19 protein-coding genes are annotated in these 15,225 nt (G+C 36.0%); 14 read left to right on the plus strand and 5 right to left on the minus strand.

The annotated features are described in order from the left end of the window. Positions 1 to 3 precede the first annotated feature (3 nt). From BLV40_RS07905 to BLV40_RS07940, 8 genes are all read left to right on the plus strand, one after another. The gene (locus tag BLV40_RS07905) at positions 4 to 552 is read left to right on the plus strand and encodes a 2'-5' RNA ligase family protein (RefSeq protein ID WP_090688730.1); all 549 of its coding nucleotides are present in this window, start codon (positions 4 to 6) and stop codon (positions 550 to 552) included. Then, positions 549 to 1,034 carry a GNAT family N-acetyltransferase gene (locus BLV40_RS07910; RefSeq protein ID WP_090688734.1) on the plus strand — a complete coding sequence of 162 codons (486 nt, stop codon included), beginning with the start codon at positions 549 to 551 and terminating at the stop codon, positions 1,032 to 1,034. Before BLV40_RS07905 ends, BLV40_RS07910 begins: the two co-directional genes overlap by 4 nt. Positions 1,035 to 1,057: 23 nt before the next feature. Then, positions 1,058 to 1,420, plus strand: a complete 363-nt coding sequence (locus BLV40_RS07915; RefSeq protein ID WP_026592200.1) for a cupin — start codon at positions 1,058 to 1,060, stop codon at positions 1,418 to 1,420. Between the two features lie 146 nt (positions 1,421 to 1,566). Next, complete coding sequence (locus tag BLV40_RS07920; RefSeq protein WP_090688738.1) at positions 1,567 to 1,728, plus strand: transposase; 162 nt, start codon at positions 1,567 to 1,569, stop codon at positions 1,726 to 1,728. 307 nt (positions 1,729 to 2,035) lie between these two features. Next, positions 2,036 to 2,461 (plus strand): GerW family sporulation protein, encoded by a 426-nt coding sequence (gene ytfJ / locus BLV40_RS07925; RefSeq protein ID WP_000349994.1) that lies wholly within the window; start codon positions 2,036 to 2,038, stop codon positions 2,459 to 2,461. 160 nt (positions 2,462 to 2,621) lie between these two features. Then, complete coding sequence (locus BLV40_RS07930; RefSeq protein WP_026592198.1) at positions 2,622 to 3,398, plus strand: hypothetical protein; 777 nt, start codon at positions 2,622 to 2,624, stop codon at positions 3,396 to 3,398. A 51-nt stretch (positions 3,399 to 3,449) separates the two neighbouring features. After that, on the plus strand, positions 3,450 to 3,770 hold the full coding sequence (locus BLV40_RS07935) for a hypothetical protein (RefSeq protein ID WP_026592197.1): 321 nt from the start codon (positions 3,450 to 3,452) through the stop codon (positions 3,768 to 3,770). 69 nt (positions 3,771 to 3,839) lie between these two features. After that, on the plus strand, positions 3,840 to 4,052 hold the full coding sequence (locus BLV40_RS07940) for a hypothetical protein (RefSeq protein WP_026592196.1): 213 nt from the start codon (positions 3,840 to 3,842) through the stop codon (positions 4,050 to 4,052). Between the two features lie 26 nt (positions 4,053 to 4,078). Here BLV40_RS07940 and BLV40_RS07945 read toward each other — a convergent pair whose 3' ends face one another. Next, complete coding sequence (locus BLV40_RS07945) at positions 4,079 to 4,417, minus strand: permease (protein ID WP_090688740.1); 339 nt, start codon at positions 4,415 to 4,417, stop codon at positions 4,079 to 4,081. A gap of 205 nt (positions 4,418 to 4,622) precedes the next feature. Here BLV40_RS07945 and BLV40_RS07950 point away from each other — a divergent pair, with 205 nt between their 5' ends. The 4 genes from BLV40_RS07950 (at position 4,623) to BLV40_RS07965 (ending at position 8,896) form a co-directional block, all read left to right on the plus strand. Further along, positions 4,623 to 5,300: a class I SAM-dependent methyltransferase gene (locus tag BLV40_RS07950; protein WP_090688743.1), complete on the plus strand. Its 678-nt coding sequence runs from the start codon at positions 4,623 to 4,625 to the stop codon at positions 5,298 to 5,300. A gap of 100 nt (positions 5,301 to 5,400) precedes the next feature. Continuing rightward, complete coding sequence (locus tag BLV40_RS07955) at positions 5,401 to 7,089, plus strand: formate--tetrahydrofolate ligase (protein WP_090689942.1); 1,689 nt, start codon at positions 5,401 to 5,403, stop codon at positions 7,087 to 7,089. Between the two features lie 90 nt (positions 7,090 to 7,179). Next, positions 7,180 to 7,707 (plus strand): hypothetical protein, encoded by a 528-nt coding sequence (locus tag BLV40_RS07960; RefSeq protein ID WP_139265504.1) that lies wholly within the window; start codon positions 7,180 to 7,182, stop codon positions 7,705 to 7,707. A 19-nt stretch (positions 7,708 to 7,726) separates the two neighbouring features. Next, positions 7,727 to 8,896, plus strand: coding sequence for a DEAD/DEAH box helicase (locus BLV40_RS07965; RefSeq protein ID WP_026592191.1), 1,170 nt, complete (start codon positions 7,727 to 7,729; stop codon positions 8,894 to 8,896). Positions 8,897 to 8,993: 97 nt separating this feature from the next. Here BLV40_RS07965 and BLV40_RS07970 read toward each other — a convergent pair whose 3' ends face one another. Both BLV40_RS07970 and BLV40_RS07975 read right to left on the minus strand, forming a co-directional pair. Continuing rightward, positions 8,994 to 9,611: a hydrolase gene (locus BLV40_RS07970; RefSeq protein ID WP_090688749.1), complete on the minus strand. Its 618-nt coding sequence runs from the start codon at positions 9,609 to 9,611 to the stop codon at positions 8,994 to 8,996. Between the two features lie 11 nt (positions 9,612 to 9,622). After that, the gene (locus BLV40_RS07975; RefSeq protein ID WP_090688752.1) at positions 9,623 to 10,600 is read right to left on the minus strand and encodes a quinone oxidoreductase family protein; all 978 of its coding nucleotides are present in this window, start codon (positions 10,598 to 10,600) and stop codon (positions 9,623 to 9,625) included. 216 nt (positions 10,601 to 10,816) lie between these two features. Here BLV40_RS07975 and BLV40_RS07980 point away from each other — a divergent pair, with 216 nt between their 5' ends. Further along, positions 10,817 to 11,395, plus strand: a complete 579-nt coding sequence (locus tag BLV40_RS07980) for a sigma-70 family RNA polymerase sigma factor (RefSeq protein WP_026592188.1) — start codon at positions 10,817 to 10,819, stop codon at positions 11,393 to 11,395. Beyond that, positions 11,392 to 12,081, plus strand: coding sequence for a DUF3600 domain-containing protein (locus tag BLV40_RS07985; RefSeq protein ID WP_026592187.1), 690 nt, complete (start codon positions 11,392 to 11,394; stop codon positions 12,079 to 12,081). Before BLV40_RS07980 ends, BLV40_RS07985 begins: the two co-directional genes overlap by 4 nt. A gap of 62 nt (positions 12,082 to 12,143) precedes the next feature. Here BLV40_RS07985 and BLV40_RS07990 read toward each other — a convergent pair whose 3' ends face one another. Together BLV40_RS07990 and BLV40_RS07995 are read right to left on the minus strand one after the other, a co-directional pair. Then, positions 12,144 to 14,090 carry an ABC1 kinase family protein gene (locus tag BLV40_RS07990; RefSeq protein WP_090688755.1) on the minus strand — a complete coding sequence of 649 codons (1,947 nt, stop codon included), beginning with the start codon at positions 14,088 to 14,090 and terminating at the stop codon, positions 12,144 to 12,146. A gap of 159 nt (positions 14,091 to 14,249) precedes the next feature. Further along, positions 14,250 to 15,221: an MBL fold metallo-hydrolase gene (locus BLV40_RS07995; RefSeq protein WP_026592186.1), complete on the minus strand. Its 972-nt coding sequence runs from the start codon at positions 15,219 to 15,221 to the stop codon at positions 14,250 to 14,252. Positions 15,222 to 15,225: the final 4 nt, after the last annotated feature.

The raw sequence follows: 15,225 nt of genomic DNA on the forward strand, positions 1-15,225 counted from the left end.
AAGATGTACGCCGTTATTGCTACATTTGATGAGGAGTTTTTGAAGGATATGAAAGTGATTAGAGAAGGGCTAACGGACATTGTACATAATAAAGACCTAGAGCCTCATATTACATTGGCTGATTATCATACTTTGGATTTGAAAGCGTATGGAGAGAAATTAGAAGAGTTTACAGAGGATATAGGGTGCTTTCCAGTTGAATTTTCTTCTGTGGGTACTTTCCCTACAAATGGAACCATCTTTTTGGCACCAACGATAACGAGAAGGTTACTAGAGTTACATCAATTGTTTCATAATCATTTTATGGACTTTCATGATTACCCGCAGTCGTATTATGTACCAGAGAAGTGGGTGCCACATTGTACGATTGCAAATCGTTTAGAGCGAGAGCAATTCGTTTGTGTAATGGATTTTGTATATAAGAATTTTAGTACACAAAAGGCAATTGTAGAAGGTTTAAAGTTAATTAAAGTGAACTATGAAAATAACAATCCAATTTCTTATAGTGTGCTAGCACACTGCAACTTAAAAAAAATGGGGACATTAATATGACGTATGTAATTAGAGATATGAATGCACGAGATATTATTGCTGTACAAGAAGTGGCGAAAGTGGCTTGGCATGCTACATATAGAGGACTTATTCCACAGGAGATTCAAGATAAATTCTTAGGACAAGCATATTCATTTGAAATGATGAAACGACGTTTGGAACATTCACACTTATTCGTAGTAGAAGTGGATGATCAAGTTGTTGGATTTGCTAACTTTTCACCTATAAAATATCAAAATGAAGCAGAATTAGGGGCTATTTATTTATTGCCGGAGCATCAAGGAAAAGGAATTGGGACAGCTTTATTACAAAGAGGTATTACCTATTTAGAAGGGGCTAGAAAGATTTATATTCATGTAGAAGCAGCGAATGAAAAAGGGAAACGGTTTTATGAAGCAAAGGGCTTTGCAGCTTTAGAGCAATTTGAAGAAGACTTTGAGGGACACATGATGCAAACGGTAAGAATGGTGTTACATGTGTAGGGGATGATTTAGGAGGAGATAAGATGAAGATATTCGATTTCAGTGAAAAGGTAGGGAATCACATAGCAGTGTTTCATTCTAATTTTATTATGTCAAACATAGTAAAACATGAGGGAGAGGTACATATTGGTTGTATGCATTTACAACCAAAAGGAATAATTGGATATCATGAAGCAGTTGTTCCCCAGCTGCTTCTTATTGTGCAAGGGGAAGGACTTGTCTGTGGCGCAGATAAAATGAAAAAGAAAGTGCAACCCGGTCAAGCTGTCTTCTGGAATAAAGGGGAATTCCATGAAACGAGTTCAGAAACGGGACTTATGGCGATTGTAATTGAGTCTGAGAATCTAGAAAATAATATCCGAATGCCAATTGTAGAAATAGGATGAGAAGATAATAGGAGGGTGAAGAGGTGATTTAAAAGGCAAATGAAAAGGAAGTATAGCAAGTATCTCTTTAGCCCCCTAATGAACTTGGAATCTTACTAAGAGTGGTTGTTTTATACTCGAGGTAGCCAATTAAGGGGGTATTTATTATGCAAAGAAGAAAACATTCTATTGAATTTAAACAAGAAGTGGTACAAGAAGTGGTACAAGAAGTAATAGAAACTGGAAATAAAGCATTAGTAGCTAGAAGGCATGATTTCAGTCCAAACTTAGTACACAAATGGGTAAAAGCTTTTCAAGATCATGATTGACAAGTAGCTGGGCGTCATGAAGCGGTTTCACCGGCTGAGGTCAAACAACTAGAGGCGGAAAATGATCAACCGAAAAAGATATTAGGTGAAAAGGATTTAGAAATTTCCTCCTTGCGTGATATGCTAAAAAGGTAAGCACTTGTTCATGATCACGCTTTGTTAATTTTCGTATCATCATAATCTCTTTTTTGTTCTATTTTTTCTGAATATTTAAACCTATTGTTTTTGAAATCAATATAAAATTTTATGTTTAGTTCACAAAGTTTAGGAAAAGCTAGGAAAGATATGACAAAGGAGGTTATGAACGGTGGATCATCCAATTCAAGGATTAATGAAAGCAGCAATGGAAAATTTAAAGGAAATGGTCGATGTTAATACGATTGTTGGAGAGCCTGTTCAGACGGCTGACGGCGGTGTAGTGTTAACTGTTTCCAAAGTAGCGTTTGGATTTGGAGCAGGGGGATCGGATTTTCAAACAAATGATGGTCAAAGAGCACAAGGTAATCCAGCATTCGGCGGTGGAAGTGCGGGTGGTGTTTCCATTACCCCGGTAGCTTTTCTTGTAGTGAATAAAGATGGCGTGAATATTCTTCACTTACAAAATGCTACACATCTAGCTGAAAAAATGATTGAGTTAGCGCCACAAACGATTGATAAGATTCAATCCATATTTCAAAAGAATGAAAAGCATACTGAAAATCATCATCCGCAAAATCCGGACGAAATCGCGTAAAAAAGCCTATTTTTCAATAGGCTTTTTTTCTTGTAATCAGTATGTAATAAAACTAATGAAATTGTAAATAGTTTTTGAAGTTTTTTCTATGTTTCTAAAATTTTTCATGTTAAAATATGCTATAGAATTGAAACATTTAAAACGAAGGTGGCTAGGTGCTTTGTCTGGAGGATCTGACCAAGTAAAGAATATGATATATATTAATGGTAATCGTCGGGGTCATTGTTTTATTACATCTGGAATTACATTTGAAGAGTTTGCAAGTAATATCCCTTCACCGCTTCATCAAGTGTTGCTTTTAAAACATAATTTTGAGTGGACTGATTTTCACTATCATACTTTATTCGAATATGTCGAAGAAGAGAACATACATAAATTAATGAAAGCAGAGATTGATGAATTTGATGAGTTCTGTTGGGTGGACTTTGATGATGCAAGTGATTTAGATGAATTGGAGCCAAAGGAAATTGCAGAATTGTTATATTTGGCTCACAAAAAAGAACCACTTGGGAGAGCGTTTTTCCCACTTTTGAAAAATAGATTTGTCTACTTTTCACATGATGATGGTTGGTACAACAAAGTGTATTACCGTAGAATTGCTGATTTTGTAGGAATGCTTAGCAAAGTAATTCCGTACAAACTCGGTTCATTTGGAAAAAAACGATTTTCTTTCTTTCAAAAATCGAAAATATTCCCAGCAATTTCAAAAGAAGTTATTCTTGGGCTTGTTCCCTTAATGGAAGACGGACTGTACATTGATTTAGCGGGGAAAATTGAGTCAAGAAGAGGCTTAGAGATTCCTGTGTATGTAGTTGGTTCGTATGAAAGTACGGATGAAGTACTAGATAACATAGAGGAATTAAAAGAAGATGCAACCGAAACTGGCTGGCTTATTTTTGATAAGAAAGAACAAGAGTGGCAATGGGTTGTGGACTAAGAGAACTTGGCAATTTAGGTCAAGTTTTCTTGTTTTTTGAAAGGAGAAACAATGAAGAAATATTATACAGCGGTAGGTATTGTCAGCATTATTCTTGTTGCAGTACTACTTTTAACTTGTCCGAAAGAATCTGATTTCAGGTCTTATTTAGAGGATAAGTATGCATTGATTTGTAATCAAGGTAGCTTTGAATGCACCCAAAATGTAGGCAAGAAGGAACAAAAAATGAAGTTTGTAAGCACAGATACACGAAACGGTGTATTTTTTATAACAGTGAAACAAACTTTTGAAACAGAAGCTGGTAAAAAGAAAGAGTATAGCGGAATAGGTATGTTTAATACATTTCTTTTTGTTACGGAAGAGACTTTCTAATGATAGAAGGTCTTTTTTTTATGCGTATGTTCATATAAATGAAGTAAGACAAGTGTAGGGGGGATGAGAATGAAAAAAATATGTGTAGTTTGTGGTGGAGAAGAGTTCTTTTCATCTACATTATATGCACGTACGAAACAAGACTGGGCATACGCCCAAAACATGTATCGTTTTGAAAAGGTATTCATTGAACATAGGGATGAAGAAAACTATCCAGTGTTTCAAGAAATTACAGCAAAGCATTGCTGCGCATGTGGACATATTATGTTGTATCACGAGTGAACACACCAAGTAATACTTGGTGTGTTTTATAATGCTGATAAAGCAAGTGGATACAATAACGTAAATAAAACAGAAAAACTACCAAATCCAATGGCTGTATATCCAAGTGTTTTTGCTCCAAAATTAACGGCTAATAGGCCAATTAAAATGGAAAGAGAACCAAGGGTAACTGGATAAAAAGCAATTGAGAATAAAGAAAGAAATAGTGCTACATAACCGATAACTGTACCAGTATTTGTACCTTCTATTTCATGTGCAATTTCTTTGCGTCTATGTCGAATTGGAAGATGCCCTGGTGAGATTTCAGCTGCATATTCTTCGTTTTTTTCACCACTTTTAAAATGATGTGTTCGTTTTTTTTGCATGTACATCCCTCTCTTTCAATTGGGTGTATCTTTATTATTTTTCAAATAGACGAGAACATGAGTATGAGTTATATCCAAGTAATACAAAATTTGGAGAATGCATAAGTCTGTTGCTATCTTATCCATCTCTCCGCAAGAATAAACAGGAATATTGGAAAATGATGTAGAATGGAATGAGTGAAAACAAGTGAAAGTAGGGGGAAACATGACAAAGTTTAATTGGCATAAATCCGCAGAAAAAAAGTGGGACGATAATGCGGAATCTTGGAATCAAAATAGTCAAGAGATGTGGGATTATGGAAGTCGAAGTACGATCATCCCATTTTTTGAAAAGTATGTAGAAAATGGTGTGGCAGTTCTAGATGTTGGCTGCGGTGATGGGTATGGTACATATAAATTAAGTCTAGCAGGATATAAAGCGTGCGGTATAGATTTATCTGAGCAAATGATTCAAAAAGGAAAGGAACGCGGAGAAGGGCCGAATTTGTCATTTGTGAAAGGAGATCTTTCTTCATTGCCCTTTGAGACTGAACAATTTCCAGCGATATTAGCGGTGAACTCGTTAGAATGGACAGAGCAGCCCTTACAGGCGTTAGATGAGATAAAACGTGTTTTGAGACCTGATGGATATGCGTGTATTGCAATTTTAGGACCAACAGCAAAACCACGTGAAAATAGCTATCCTCGTTTATATGGAAAAGATGTTGTTTGTAATACAATGATGCCTTGGGAATTTGAAAAGCTTGCTGAGGAGCAAGGATTTCAAATAGTAGATGGTATAGGTGTATATAAACGAGGGGTAAACGAAAAAACGCTTGGACAATTATCAGTAGAACTGCAGCAAGCTCTAACATTTTTGTGGGTATTTATGTTGAAAAAATAATGCTTGAAGAAATGAGAAAAAATTAGGAGGTAAATAAGTGCAGAAAATACAAAAAACTGATACAATATGGGCAGAACCAATTAAAGGGGGACTAGGGAATATGCCAACTACTACAACAGTTAAATCCGATATTGAAATAGCACAAGAAGCAAGTATGAAGAAAATTCAAGAGGTTGCAGCTGAGTTAAATATTTTAGAAGAAGAACTAGAGCCTTATGGTCATTATAAAGGGAAATTATCTCTTGATATTTTTAAGCGCTTACAAACTGAGAAGGACGGAAAAGTTGTTTTAGTAACAGCGATTAACCCGACTCCAGCAGGAGAAGGTAAATCAACAGTAACAGTTGGTTTAGGTCAAGCATTTAATAAAATTGGTAAAAAAGCAGTAATTGCACTTCGTGAGCCATCACTAGGACCGACAATGGGACTAAAGGGTGGTGCAGCAGGTGGAGGTTATTCACAAGTTGTACCAATGGAAGATATCAACCTTCACTTTACTGGTGATATTCATGCCATTACAACTGCAAATAACGCATTAGCTGCGTTTATCGATAACCATATTCAACAAGGAAATGTACTTAAGATTGATACACGAAAAATTGTATGGAAGCGTTGTGTAGATTTAAATGACCGTGCACTGCGTAATGTAGTAATTGGTCTTGGTGGACCAGTTCAAGGTGTACCGCGTGAAGACGGTTTTGATATTACAGTAGCATCTGAAATTATGGCAGTGTTCTGCCTTGCGACAGATATTCAAGATTTAAAAGCACGCTTATCTCGTATTGTAGTTGCTTATAATATGGATAATGAGCCTGTAACAGTTAAAGATTTAGGCGTAGAAGGAGCGTTAACACTTCTATTAAAAGATGCATTAAAACCAAACTTAGTACAAACATTAGAAAATACACCAGCAATTATTCACGGCGGGCCATTTGCGAACATCGCTCACGGTTGTAACAGTGTTATCGCTACAACAATGGCAGCAAAATTAGGTGATTATGTGATTACAGAAGCTGGTTTCGGTGCGGACTTAGGTGCTGAGAAATTCTTAGATATTAAAGCGCGTGCAGCAGGCATTAAACCAGAAGCAGTCGTTATTGTTGCAACAATCCGTGCGCTTAAAATGCACGGCGGTGTGGCGAAAGATCAGTTAAAAGAAGAAAATGTAGATGCGCTAGCAAAAGGAATGGAAAACTTACAAAAACACGTTGAAACAATTCAAGCGTTTGGTGTTCCATTCGTAATCGCAATTAACAAATTCATTACAGATACAGATGCAGAAGTTACATACTTACAAGAATGGTGTAACGAGCGTGGCTACGAAGTCTCCTTAACAGAAGTTTGGGAAAAAGGTGGTCAAGGCGGTGTGGACCTTGCTCAGAAAGTATTAAAGGTAATTGAAAAAGGTGACAATAAATACGCACCACTTTATGATTTAGAATTGCCATTAGAAGAAAAAATTCGTACAATTGCTCAAAAAGTATACGGTGCAAAAGATATTGAATTTGCTCCAAAAGCACGTAAGCAATTGGCTCAATTTACAGGAGAAGGTTGGAGTAACTTGCCAGTATGTATGGCGAAAACACAATATTCTCTTTCTGACGATGCAACAAAGTTAGGACGACCATCTGACTTTATCGTTACAATTCGTGAATTGAAACCATCTATCGGTGCAGGCTTTATTGTAGCGTTAACTGGTACAATGTTAACAATGCCAGGTCTTCCAAAACAACCAGCTGCACTTCAAATGGACGTAAATGAAGATGGAAAAGCAGTAGGTTTATTCTAAAAGGTTGTAATTCATCTCGTTTATCTGTAAACTATATATACATCAAGTGGCGCCTTTCCATCGAAAGGCGCCTGTTTTTTGGAGGAAATTATGTTTGATCCAACTGCTTTTGACAACTTAAAAGTAATCGTTGAAGGAGCTGTCTATGATTTTGATTTACATGGTGATATTCTTGTAACTGATCGAAAAGATATGATGGACCTTGCATCGCTAAGCCGCATATATAATATTTCATTTCAATTAACTGAACAGTTTGAACCGCTAGTAGAAGCGACGTTTTCACTGTCTGTAGATGCGAAGAACCTATCAGGTGAGATATTAGAGGTGCCACAGTTTATACCAGGATGTGAAATGAAACTACGCTTTACGTTCCCTATGCAGCACCCAGAAACAGACTGCCAAAAAATCGAAAGTTTGTTACAATCTATCTGGGGAAAAGAGCGAATGATTACGCAACAAATTTCATACGAATATAATAAGCAAGCGATTTCATATCATAATAAAGTAGAAGTTCTATTTCAAAAAGCGATTACAGAAGACCATGTTGATGATTTAATAGCTGTTATTTCTCACATGATAGAAACAGTGCGAGCAATACAACATTTTCTTCAAAAATAGAGATAAAGGAGAAAAACAAATGATAAAAGATATGCAACCATTTTTGCAACAAGCTTGGGAGAAGGCTGGTTTTAAAGAGTTTACTGAAATTCAAAAGCAAGCAATTCCAACCATTTTAGAAGGACAAGACGTTATAGCTGAGTCTCCAACTGGAACCGGAAAAACATTAGCGTACTTACTACCACTTTTACATAAAATTAATCCTGAAGTGAAACAACCACAAGTTGTCGTTTTAGCACCAACACGTGAACTTGTTATGCAAATTCATGAAGAAGTTCAAAAGTTTACAGCAGGAACTGATATTTCAGGTGCATCTTTAATTGGTGGTGCGGACATTAAGCGCCAAGTAGAGAAGTTAAAGAAACACCCAAAAGTAATTGTTGGTTCACCAGGACGTATTTTAGAATTAATTCGCATGAAAAAATTAAAAATGCATGAAGTAAAGACAATTGTATTTGATGAGTTTGATCAAATTGTAAAACAAAAGATGATGGAATCGGTATTAGATGTCATTAAATCAACAATGCGTGATCGTCAATTAGTATTCTTCTCTGCAACAATGACAAAAGATGCAGAAGAAGCAGCACGTGATTTTGCAGTAGAACCACAATTAGTTCGCATTAAACGCACGGAAACAAAAAGTTTAGTGGAACATACGTATGTCGTTTGTGAGCGTCGTGAGAAAAATGATTATGTAAGAAGAATTATGCATACGGGTAATGTAAAAGCAGTTGCTTTTCTAAACGATCCATATCGTTTAGATGAAATTGCTGAAAAATTAAAGTATCGCAAAATGAAAGCAGCCGCTCTTCATGCAGAAGCAAGCAAACAAGAACGTGAAGCGACGATGCGCGCATTCCGTCAAGGGAAATTAGAAATTCTACTTGCAACTGATATTGCAGCGCGCGGATTAGATATTGATGATTTAACACACGTAATTCACTTAGAATTACCAGATACATTAGATCAATACATTCACCGTTCAGGTCGTACAGGACGTATGGGAAAAGAGGGGACAGTTGTTTCTCTTGTTACTCCGCAAGAAGAGCGTAAACTACTCCAATTTGCGAAAAAGTTAGGCATTCAATTTAAAAAGCAAGAAATGTTTAAAGGTACTTTTGTAGAGTCAAAACCGAAAGCACCAAAGAAAAAGAAACCTGCATTTACTGGGAAGAAGAAGCCTAGATAATAAGAGACTTCTCTTAATGGGAGAATGATGAAAGTAAGAAGGCGTGTCTACATGTATAAAGTAGTCACGTCTTTTTTGTGTTTAAAAGGTTAAATAATTATGTTAGAGCCTTTCTAAGAAAGAAAACACCTTTCTCAATAGCAGTTTCTACATAACCGACAATTTGGTCAAACGTAAATACTTGTAATTCGGCATACAGATCTTGCTGTGGAAATACCATATCATCAAAAATAAGCTTTTTAAAAGCTAGAACGTTTTCTTCTGTTACTTCCTTAATCTTTGGTATGCTTGCTTTTTGATTTAGAATAGAAAGGAATTGCTGCTCTTTATCGTAATGATGTAATAGTTTTGCGTTCAACAATTTAAAATCATGATGATACAGGGATAAATTTGCTTGATCATGCTCGATTCTATTTTGGAGCCAAGGAAGAAAAAAACCGTTTAGCCAATTATCATCGGCAATAAGGTGTGTGTAATATCCTAAAATAAAAGGGGAGTCGATGAATGATTCATATTTATAAAAAAATGAATCAAAATCGATTCTTCTCGTATAGTTCTTTGTAGTACCAGCGTAGAAATGAGAGACTTCTTTTTCTACTTTTGAATGAACTGCATCAGGAGCGATTCCGCCTAGTAAGAAGGAAGTTTTATCTTGAATGGATAATCTCTCTGCAATACCGTTTGCAATAATTAAATGCATAATGCGTGATCCCATAAATGACACCTCTATTTGACCTTCAAAATAATTTTCCCAGTACTTTTTCTACTTTCGATCCATTCATGTGCTTTCCCTGCATCTTGAAGTGTAAACCGTTTACCAATTTCAATTTGCAGGCTTCCATCACGTAAATAATGAAAAACTTGATCAGCGGTATGACGGAGTAATTGAGGACGTTTCTTTCGAGTTGTTCCAAAGCTAAAGCCAAGAATAGAACGACAGCTTGCATGTAAATCTTTTGTACGGAATGTGCCAATTTCACCGCTCGCATTTCCAAAATGGACGAGGCGGCCGTAGTAAGCGAGACATTCTAAACTTTTTTCTGATATTGTACCAGAAATGGAATCTAATATAACATTTGCACCTTCTCCATTAGTCAGTTCATTTACCTTCTTTACAAAATCTTCATTTTGATAACAAATAACATGATCAGCCCCAGCTTCTAAAGCGATTTTCTTTTTTGCTTCACTTCCGACTGTTCCAATGATTTTTCCAGCTCCTAATATTTTTGCTAATTGAATGGCTGTTGTTCCAATTCCGCCGGCAGCTGCATGAATGAGGACCGATTCACCTTGCTGTAATCTTGCGACATTTGCAAGTAAGTTGTAGCTCGTAAAAGATACAACAGGACAAGCAGCGGCAGTGGTGAAGTCAACTTCATCGGGCAACACAAACGTAAGGTTTTCATTGGCGACAACATATTCAGCATACGAACCAGTAAGAGGAAAGGTGATTACACGCTGTCCTACGCGGATGTTTTTTACATCCGAACCTACTTGTTCTACAATTCCTGCTGCATCTATACCAGGAATAAATGGTAGTTTTCCATTTCCTTTTTTCCCATGGCGGGATTTAATATCAGCAAAATTGACACTTGTTGCGATAACGCGAATTAACACTTGCTTTTCATTAAAAATCGGCATATCTACTTCTGTATACTTCATCGTTTCAGGTCCACCGAATGCAGTTACAACAATAGCTTTCATTTAGACGTCCTCCTCAAAATATATTATATATATCATTTTAAACACCTATCATAAACTGGAAAATTATATAATTGTTATAAGAGGCCATAAGCAAACGTTATAAAGTAGTAAATATTAAATCCTAATATTGATTTATATTGAAAAAATTTTTAAAAAAATCGAACGAAATGTTTTTTACTTGCCAATATATAGTGTAAGACAAAGGAGGGAAGGTAAATGGAAGGAGAAACAGACTATCAGCGTCTTATTCAATTAACTCTATCAGGAAATCAAGAAGCATACAGTGAGCTATATGATATAACGATTCAAGATGTTTATAAGACAGCACATTTTTTGATAGAGGAAAAAACAGATGTAGATGATGTAGTCCAGGAAATATACATACAGTTATATCAATCACTTAGTAAATATAATCGAGAAAAGCCCTTTCGACCGTGGTTAATAGGGCTTGCAATCAGACAAATTCACTCATATCGGAGAACAAGGTGGATGCGTTTACGCATTGTCAAGAAAGCTGAAGAACAGAGAAAACCGATTGAATTTGATTTTTCTAATGATGTTGTGAACAAGATGTCGAATCAAAAGCTCATTGCACTTATTCATAAATTACCTTACAAATTGAAGCAAGTCATTATACTACGTTATTTACATGATTATTCACAAGAAGAAGTAGCAAATATTTTACATATTCCAGTAGGGACAGTTAAATCAAGAATTCATGCGGCATTAAAGAAATTACGTCAAAAAGAGCAAGTGGAGGCGATCTTTTTAGGAGAGGTAGGGGACGTGAAATGAGTTTAGATAATCGGGTAAGGGAATCTATACAAGAAGAAGCGACGGGAATTGAACCATCGCCGGAGTTAAAAGAAAAAATAATGGTTCAAGTAAAAATGAAGCGCGGAGGGAAAACGATGAAAAAGCGTATTATCACAGGAGTGCTTGCAGCGGCACTGTTAATTCCAACGACAGGATTTGCATATCAATCGATTAAAGCGGATGGCATATACGGATCATTTGAAAACTTGAAAAAACATGCAGGAAGTGCAACCTTAGAAGGTTATATGCGCTTAAATGCGAAATTGTCTCAGGCAAAAGATGAAATTGGAGAAAAGGAATACGAAGATTTTACAAAGTATTTAAAAAAACTTGCAAATGCAAAACTTGAATATGGTGATTCAAACGGTAATATTGATTATGATCAATTATCGCCGGCGAAAAAAGAAGAAATGAAAAAGGTATCAATGGAACTCCAGCCGTATTTTGATAAATTGAATGGGGAGAAGTCTAGTAAAGAAGTATTAACTTCTGAAGAATATAAACAGTATATAGATGCTTTAATGACATATGAAAAAATACAAGCAAAAATCAAATCCAGTGAAGGTGTAACAATAAATGAAGTTCCTGAAGCTTATAAAGCAGAATTTTTACAAGCGGATCAGTTTATGCAGTATGTAAATGAAAAAGTCCAACAAATAAATTAAGTTTATGAAAAGAAGGGCCTTTGTTTTATAAGAGGCTCTTCTTTCTGTAATTATGAAAATTATTACTTAAATTTCCTTACTGCATGTATCGCTACTCTCACGAGGAGAATTGCGCTAATAAATAAACCGACGTAGCCAACCACACTCAAAAATTGATCATTTGGCTCTTTTGCGTCGTTTGCTAAATATAAGACACCAATTGAAATACCGCCAAATGCTGTTCCTATAAGAGTGATAAGGAGTTGCGAGATAAATGTAGTAACAAAAGAAGCATTTGTTGGATCTGAGAAAAATCCGACTTTCAGGGATAGTTCGCCGTTCTCTAGCTTTGAACTTAAATCGTCAAGTTTCCTTGGAATTCTTCGCACAGCAGGTAATATAGACATTAATTCATTTGTTGCAGCTTCTTTTAAATCGGTATAATTGCTAACAGGCATAAAATTCACTGCATGATCTTTAGCAAAGCGCTTTGCTTCATCCATTAAATTAAACTGAGGGTTTAATTGTAGCATTGTACCTTCTAAAGTAATAAGCGAACGGAAAGCACCAGCTACCATCGGATAAAAAGCTAATTCGAAGTCTGCGATGATTTGAAATAGCCCTTGAATAAATTCTTCTGAACTACTAGAAGATGAGTATGTACTTTGAATTAATAGCTGACTAATTGCTTGTTCTAGGCTGTCTTTATCAATTGATGGTTTTGTTTCAACTAATTGAAGTAGGCCATCGAGTAAAATATACGAATTTTTACGTTCAAACCCGATAAGTAATCGTTTAAAGGCATCTTGTTGCAACGTACCGAGTCTTCCAACAGAACCGAAATCAAGTAATGCAGGAGTTCCATCCTGAAGAATATAAACATTGCCTGGATGAGGATCAGCATGGAAAATACCTTTAAAGAAAATCTGTTCTAATATACAGTCAAATAACTGCCGTTGTACTTCCTTCGTATCAATATGTAATTCGTTTAATAGTGCTGTACCATTTTTCACACTAACACCATCTAGAAATTCAAGAACTAGGATTTTGGAGTTACTGTATTCTTGATATACTTTCGGGATTTTCACTTTCGTTTGGCTATTTTCCATAGAAGCTGAAACTTGTTTGAAATTACGAGCTTCAATTTTGAAATCAATTTCCTCTTTCATTGCAATAGAGAAACCTTGTGCTAAATCAAGAAATCCGATATTTTTGGCCCAATTAGATTTGTTAGAAATCCATAATGCAAAGTGCATAAGAATATCTAGATCACGCTGTATTGTAGAAGAAATGTCTGGGCGTAAAAGCTTCACAACAATGTCCTGATTAGTAGCTTTAAGTTTTGCTTTGTGAACTTGTCCGATGGAAGCCGCTGCTAATGGCTCCATATCAAAAAAGCTAAATAGCTCATCTTTTGGCACAGATAACTCATTCTTTAGTATCCCTTCCACTTGATCATGAGATAGACGTGTGACATTCTCTTGAAGGTTTGATAATTCATGAATAAAGGAGGAAGGGAGTAAATCAGAACGGGTTGATAATACCTGTCCAAATTTGATAAACACACCTCCGCATTCCTCTAGTGTATTTCGGAGTGCAATGGCAAGTTTGTAGTCCGCTTCAGGTGTTCTTTTAAGAGCTAAATATTTACCCATTCCATGTTTTAAAGCGATGGAAGTAACGCGCATATACCTTTTTTGTCTCCCTATTCGAGCAAAAAAATTGGAGATCGGATTGCGACTTCCATTTAGGGTTTCTTCTTTTTCTTCGCGTCTAATTGGATCAAATAGTTCAAACATAAGATAAAACAACATGGAAACAATTAATGAGCTTCCAAGCCAAAAATATCTATCTACACCAACAATAGATTCATCGTGGTAACGCAAATACATGAACCAATACATAGCTGATGTAACTGTCACCCCCATAATCGCTGCACTTGCTTGCTTGAGAAGATTTAACTTTGTACCAATTAAACGCCCGCTAATAAAGGCCATAATGACTGCTAGTAGAAAAAATTGAAAAAACATTCCAGCATTCCTCCATAAATCATTGGATAACTGTATTATACAGGAAAATTATAATTCTTACGTGTGGAATAGAGTGATAGAGAAGAGGGAAAGTAAAAAGCATATTCCAAAAAAGAGGATATATGCTTGAAAAAGAGCATCATATCCTCTTTTTTTCTTTTAGTTAATAGTTGTTTCAATCTTTTCTTGTTTTGTTAAATAGTCAATAATCCCCATTGCGCTAATTTCCATATCTAGCTTTATCACATCATAAATAGAGTGAGTGGATGGTACGCCTTTCTGGGAAAGGTGAGAGGATACCTTTTCAAGTAGCAAAACATACAGTTCATGACTTGCCGCTTCAAAATCCTGATTTTGTTCAAATACTTGCTTTCCAGCTTCAACAAAGATAGGGAGCCAGTATTCAAGCTGTTTATATACTTCAGAAACATGGGAAGATGCACCGTAATGCCCAAAGTAGATCGAGTCAACTTTCATATTTCGAATACGATCTTTTGCTGCTATCATCGCATCCGGTTGAAATTGTGAAGGAGATGTGGTCGGTAAATATAGTTCCACGTCAAGTTCAGCTAGTTCTCGATAATAAATCCCAATTGTGTCACCTGTAAAAATGCCATTTGTTAAGGAATCATGGATGCTTATGTGATGTTTGGCGTGCCCTGGTGTATCGTAAAAAGTTAGTATCCGATTTTCTGATATTTGTAGTGTCTCACCATCTTTCACAATATGGACTCGCTTTTCTGGAATTGGAAGAATCGGATTGAAGAGCTTATCAAAAGCATCGCCATATACAGCTTTAGCACCTTGAATTAATTTTGTAGGGTCAATCATATGACGAGCACCACGCGAATGGACAAATAAAGTCGCATTTGGACATTTTTCCATCATTAATCCGGCTGCACCAGCATGATCAAGATGAACATGCGTAACAATGATATTTTTAACATCAGCTAAGTTAATTTGTAATTGTTGTAAACCATTTAAAAGATAAGGAAGAGAAGGGGCAGCACACGTTTCAATTAAAGTAATATCATCACCAACTAAAACGTATGTACCTGTACGCTCGTCATGTTGTAAATCATGATCGTCAATCAAGTATAGTTGTGAAGAGAGTTGCTCTACTTTTTTCACATAT

The sequence above is a fragment of the Bacillus sp. 166amftsu genome (assembly GCF_900107445.1).
Lineage (GTDB): Bacteria > Bacillota > Bacilli > Bacillales > Bacillaceae_G > Bacillus_A > Bacillus_A arachidis.

Excerpts from the sequence above, each read along its gene's own strand:
- BLV40_RS07970 (WP_090688749.1), bottom strand. The coding sequence starts at position 9,611 with ATGGGATCACGCATTATGCATTTAATTATTGCAAACGGTATTGCAGAG.
- BLV40_RS07905 (WP_090688730.1), top strand. The coding sequence starts at position 4 with ATGTACGCCGTTATTGCTACATTTGATGAGGAGTTTTTGAAGGATATG.
- BLV40_RS07955 (WP_090689942.1), top strand. The coding sequence starts at position 5,401 with ATGCCAACTACTACAACAGTTAAATCCGATATTGAAATAGCACAAGAA.
- BLV40_RS07945 (WP_090688740.1), bottom strand. The coding sequence starts at position 4,417 with ATGCAAAAAAAACGAACACATCATTTTAAAAGTGGTGAAAAAAACGAA.
- BLV40_RS07915 (WP_026592200.1), top strand. The coding sequence starts at position 1,058 with ATGAAGATATTCGATTTCAGTGAAAAGGTAGGGAATCACATAGCAGTG.
- BLV40_RS07965 (WP_026592191.1), top strand. The coding sequence starts at position 7,727 with ATGATAAAAGATATGCAACCATTTTTGCAACAAGCTTGGGAGAAGGCT.
- BLV40_RS07960 (WP_139265504.1), top strand. The coding sequence starts at position 7,180 with ATGTTTGATCCAACTGCTTTTGACAACTTAAAAGTAATCGTTGAAGGA.
- BLV40_RS07980 (WP_026592188.1), top strand. The coding sequence starts at position 10,817 with ATGGAAGGAGAAACAGACTATCAGCGTCTTATTCAATTAACTCTATCA.
- BLV40_RS07990 (WP_090688755.1), bottom strand. The coding sequence starts at position 14,090 with ATGTTTTTTCAATTTTTTCTACTAGCAGTCATTATGGCCTTTATTAGC.
- BLV40_RS07920 (WP_090688738.1), top strand. The coding sequence starts at position 1,567 with ATGCAAAGAAGAAAACATTCTATTGAATTTAAACAAGAAGTGGTACAA.
- BLV40_RS07940 (WP_026592196.1), top strand. The coding sequence starts at position 3,840 with ATGAAAAAAATATGTGTAGTTTGTGGTGGAGAAGAGTTCTTTTCATCT.
- BLV40_RS07910 (WP_090688734.1), top strand. The coding sequence starts at position 549 with ATGACGTATGTAATTAGAGATATGAATGCACGAGATATTATTGCTGTA.
- BLV40_RS07935 (WP_026592197.1), top strand. The coding sequence starts at position 3,450 with ATGAAGAAATATTATACAGCGGTAGGTATTGTCAGCATTATTCTTGTT.
- BLV40_RS07950 (WP_090688743.1), top strand. The coding sequence starts at position 4,623 with ATGACAAAGTTTAATTGGCATAAATCCGCAGAAAAAAAGTGGGACGAT.
- BLV40_RS07975 (WP_090688752.1), bottom strand. The coding sequence starts at position 10,600 with ATGAAAGCTATTGTTGTAACTGCATTCGGTGGACCTGAAACGATGAAG.
- BLV40_RS07985 (WP_026592187.1), top strand. The coding sequence starts at position 11,392 with ATGAGTTTAGATAATCGGGTAAGGGAATCTATACAAGAAGAAGCGACG.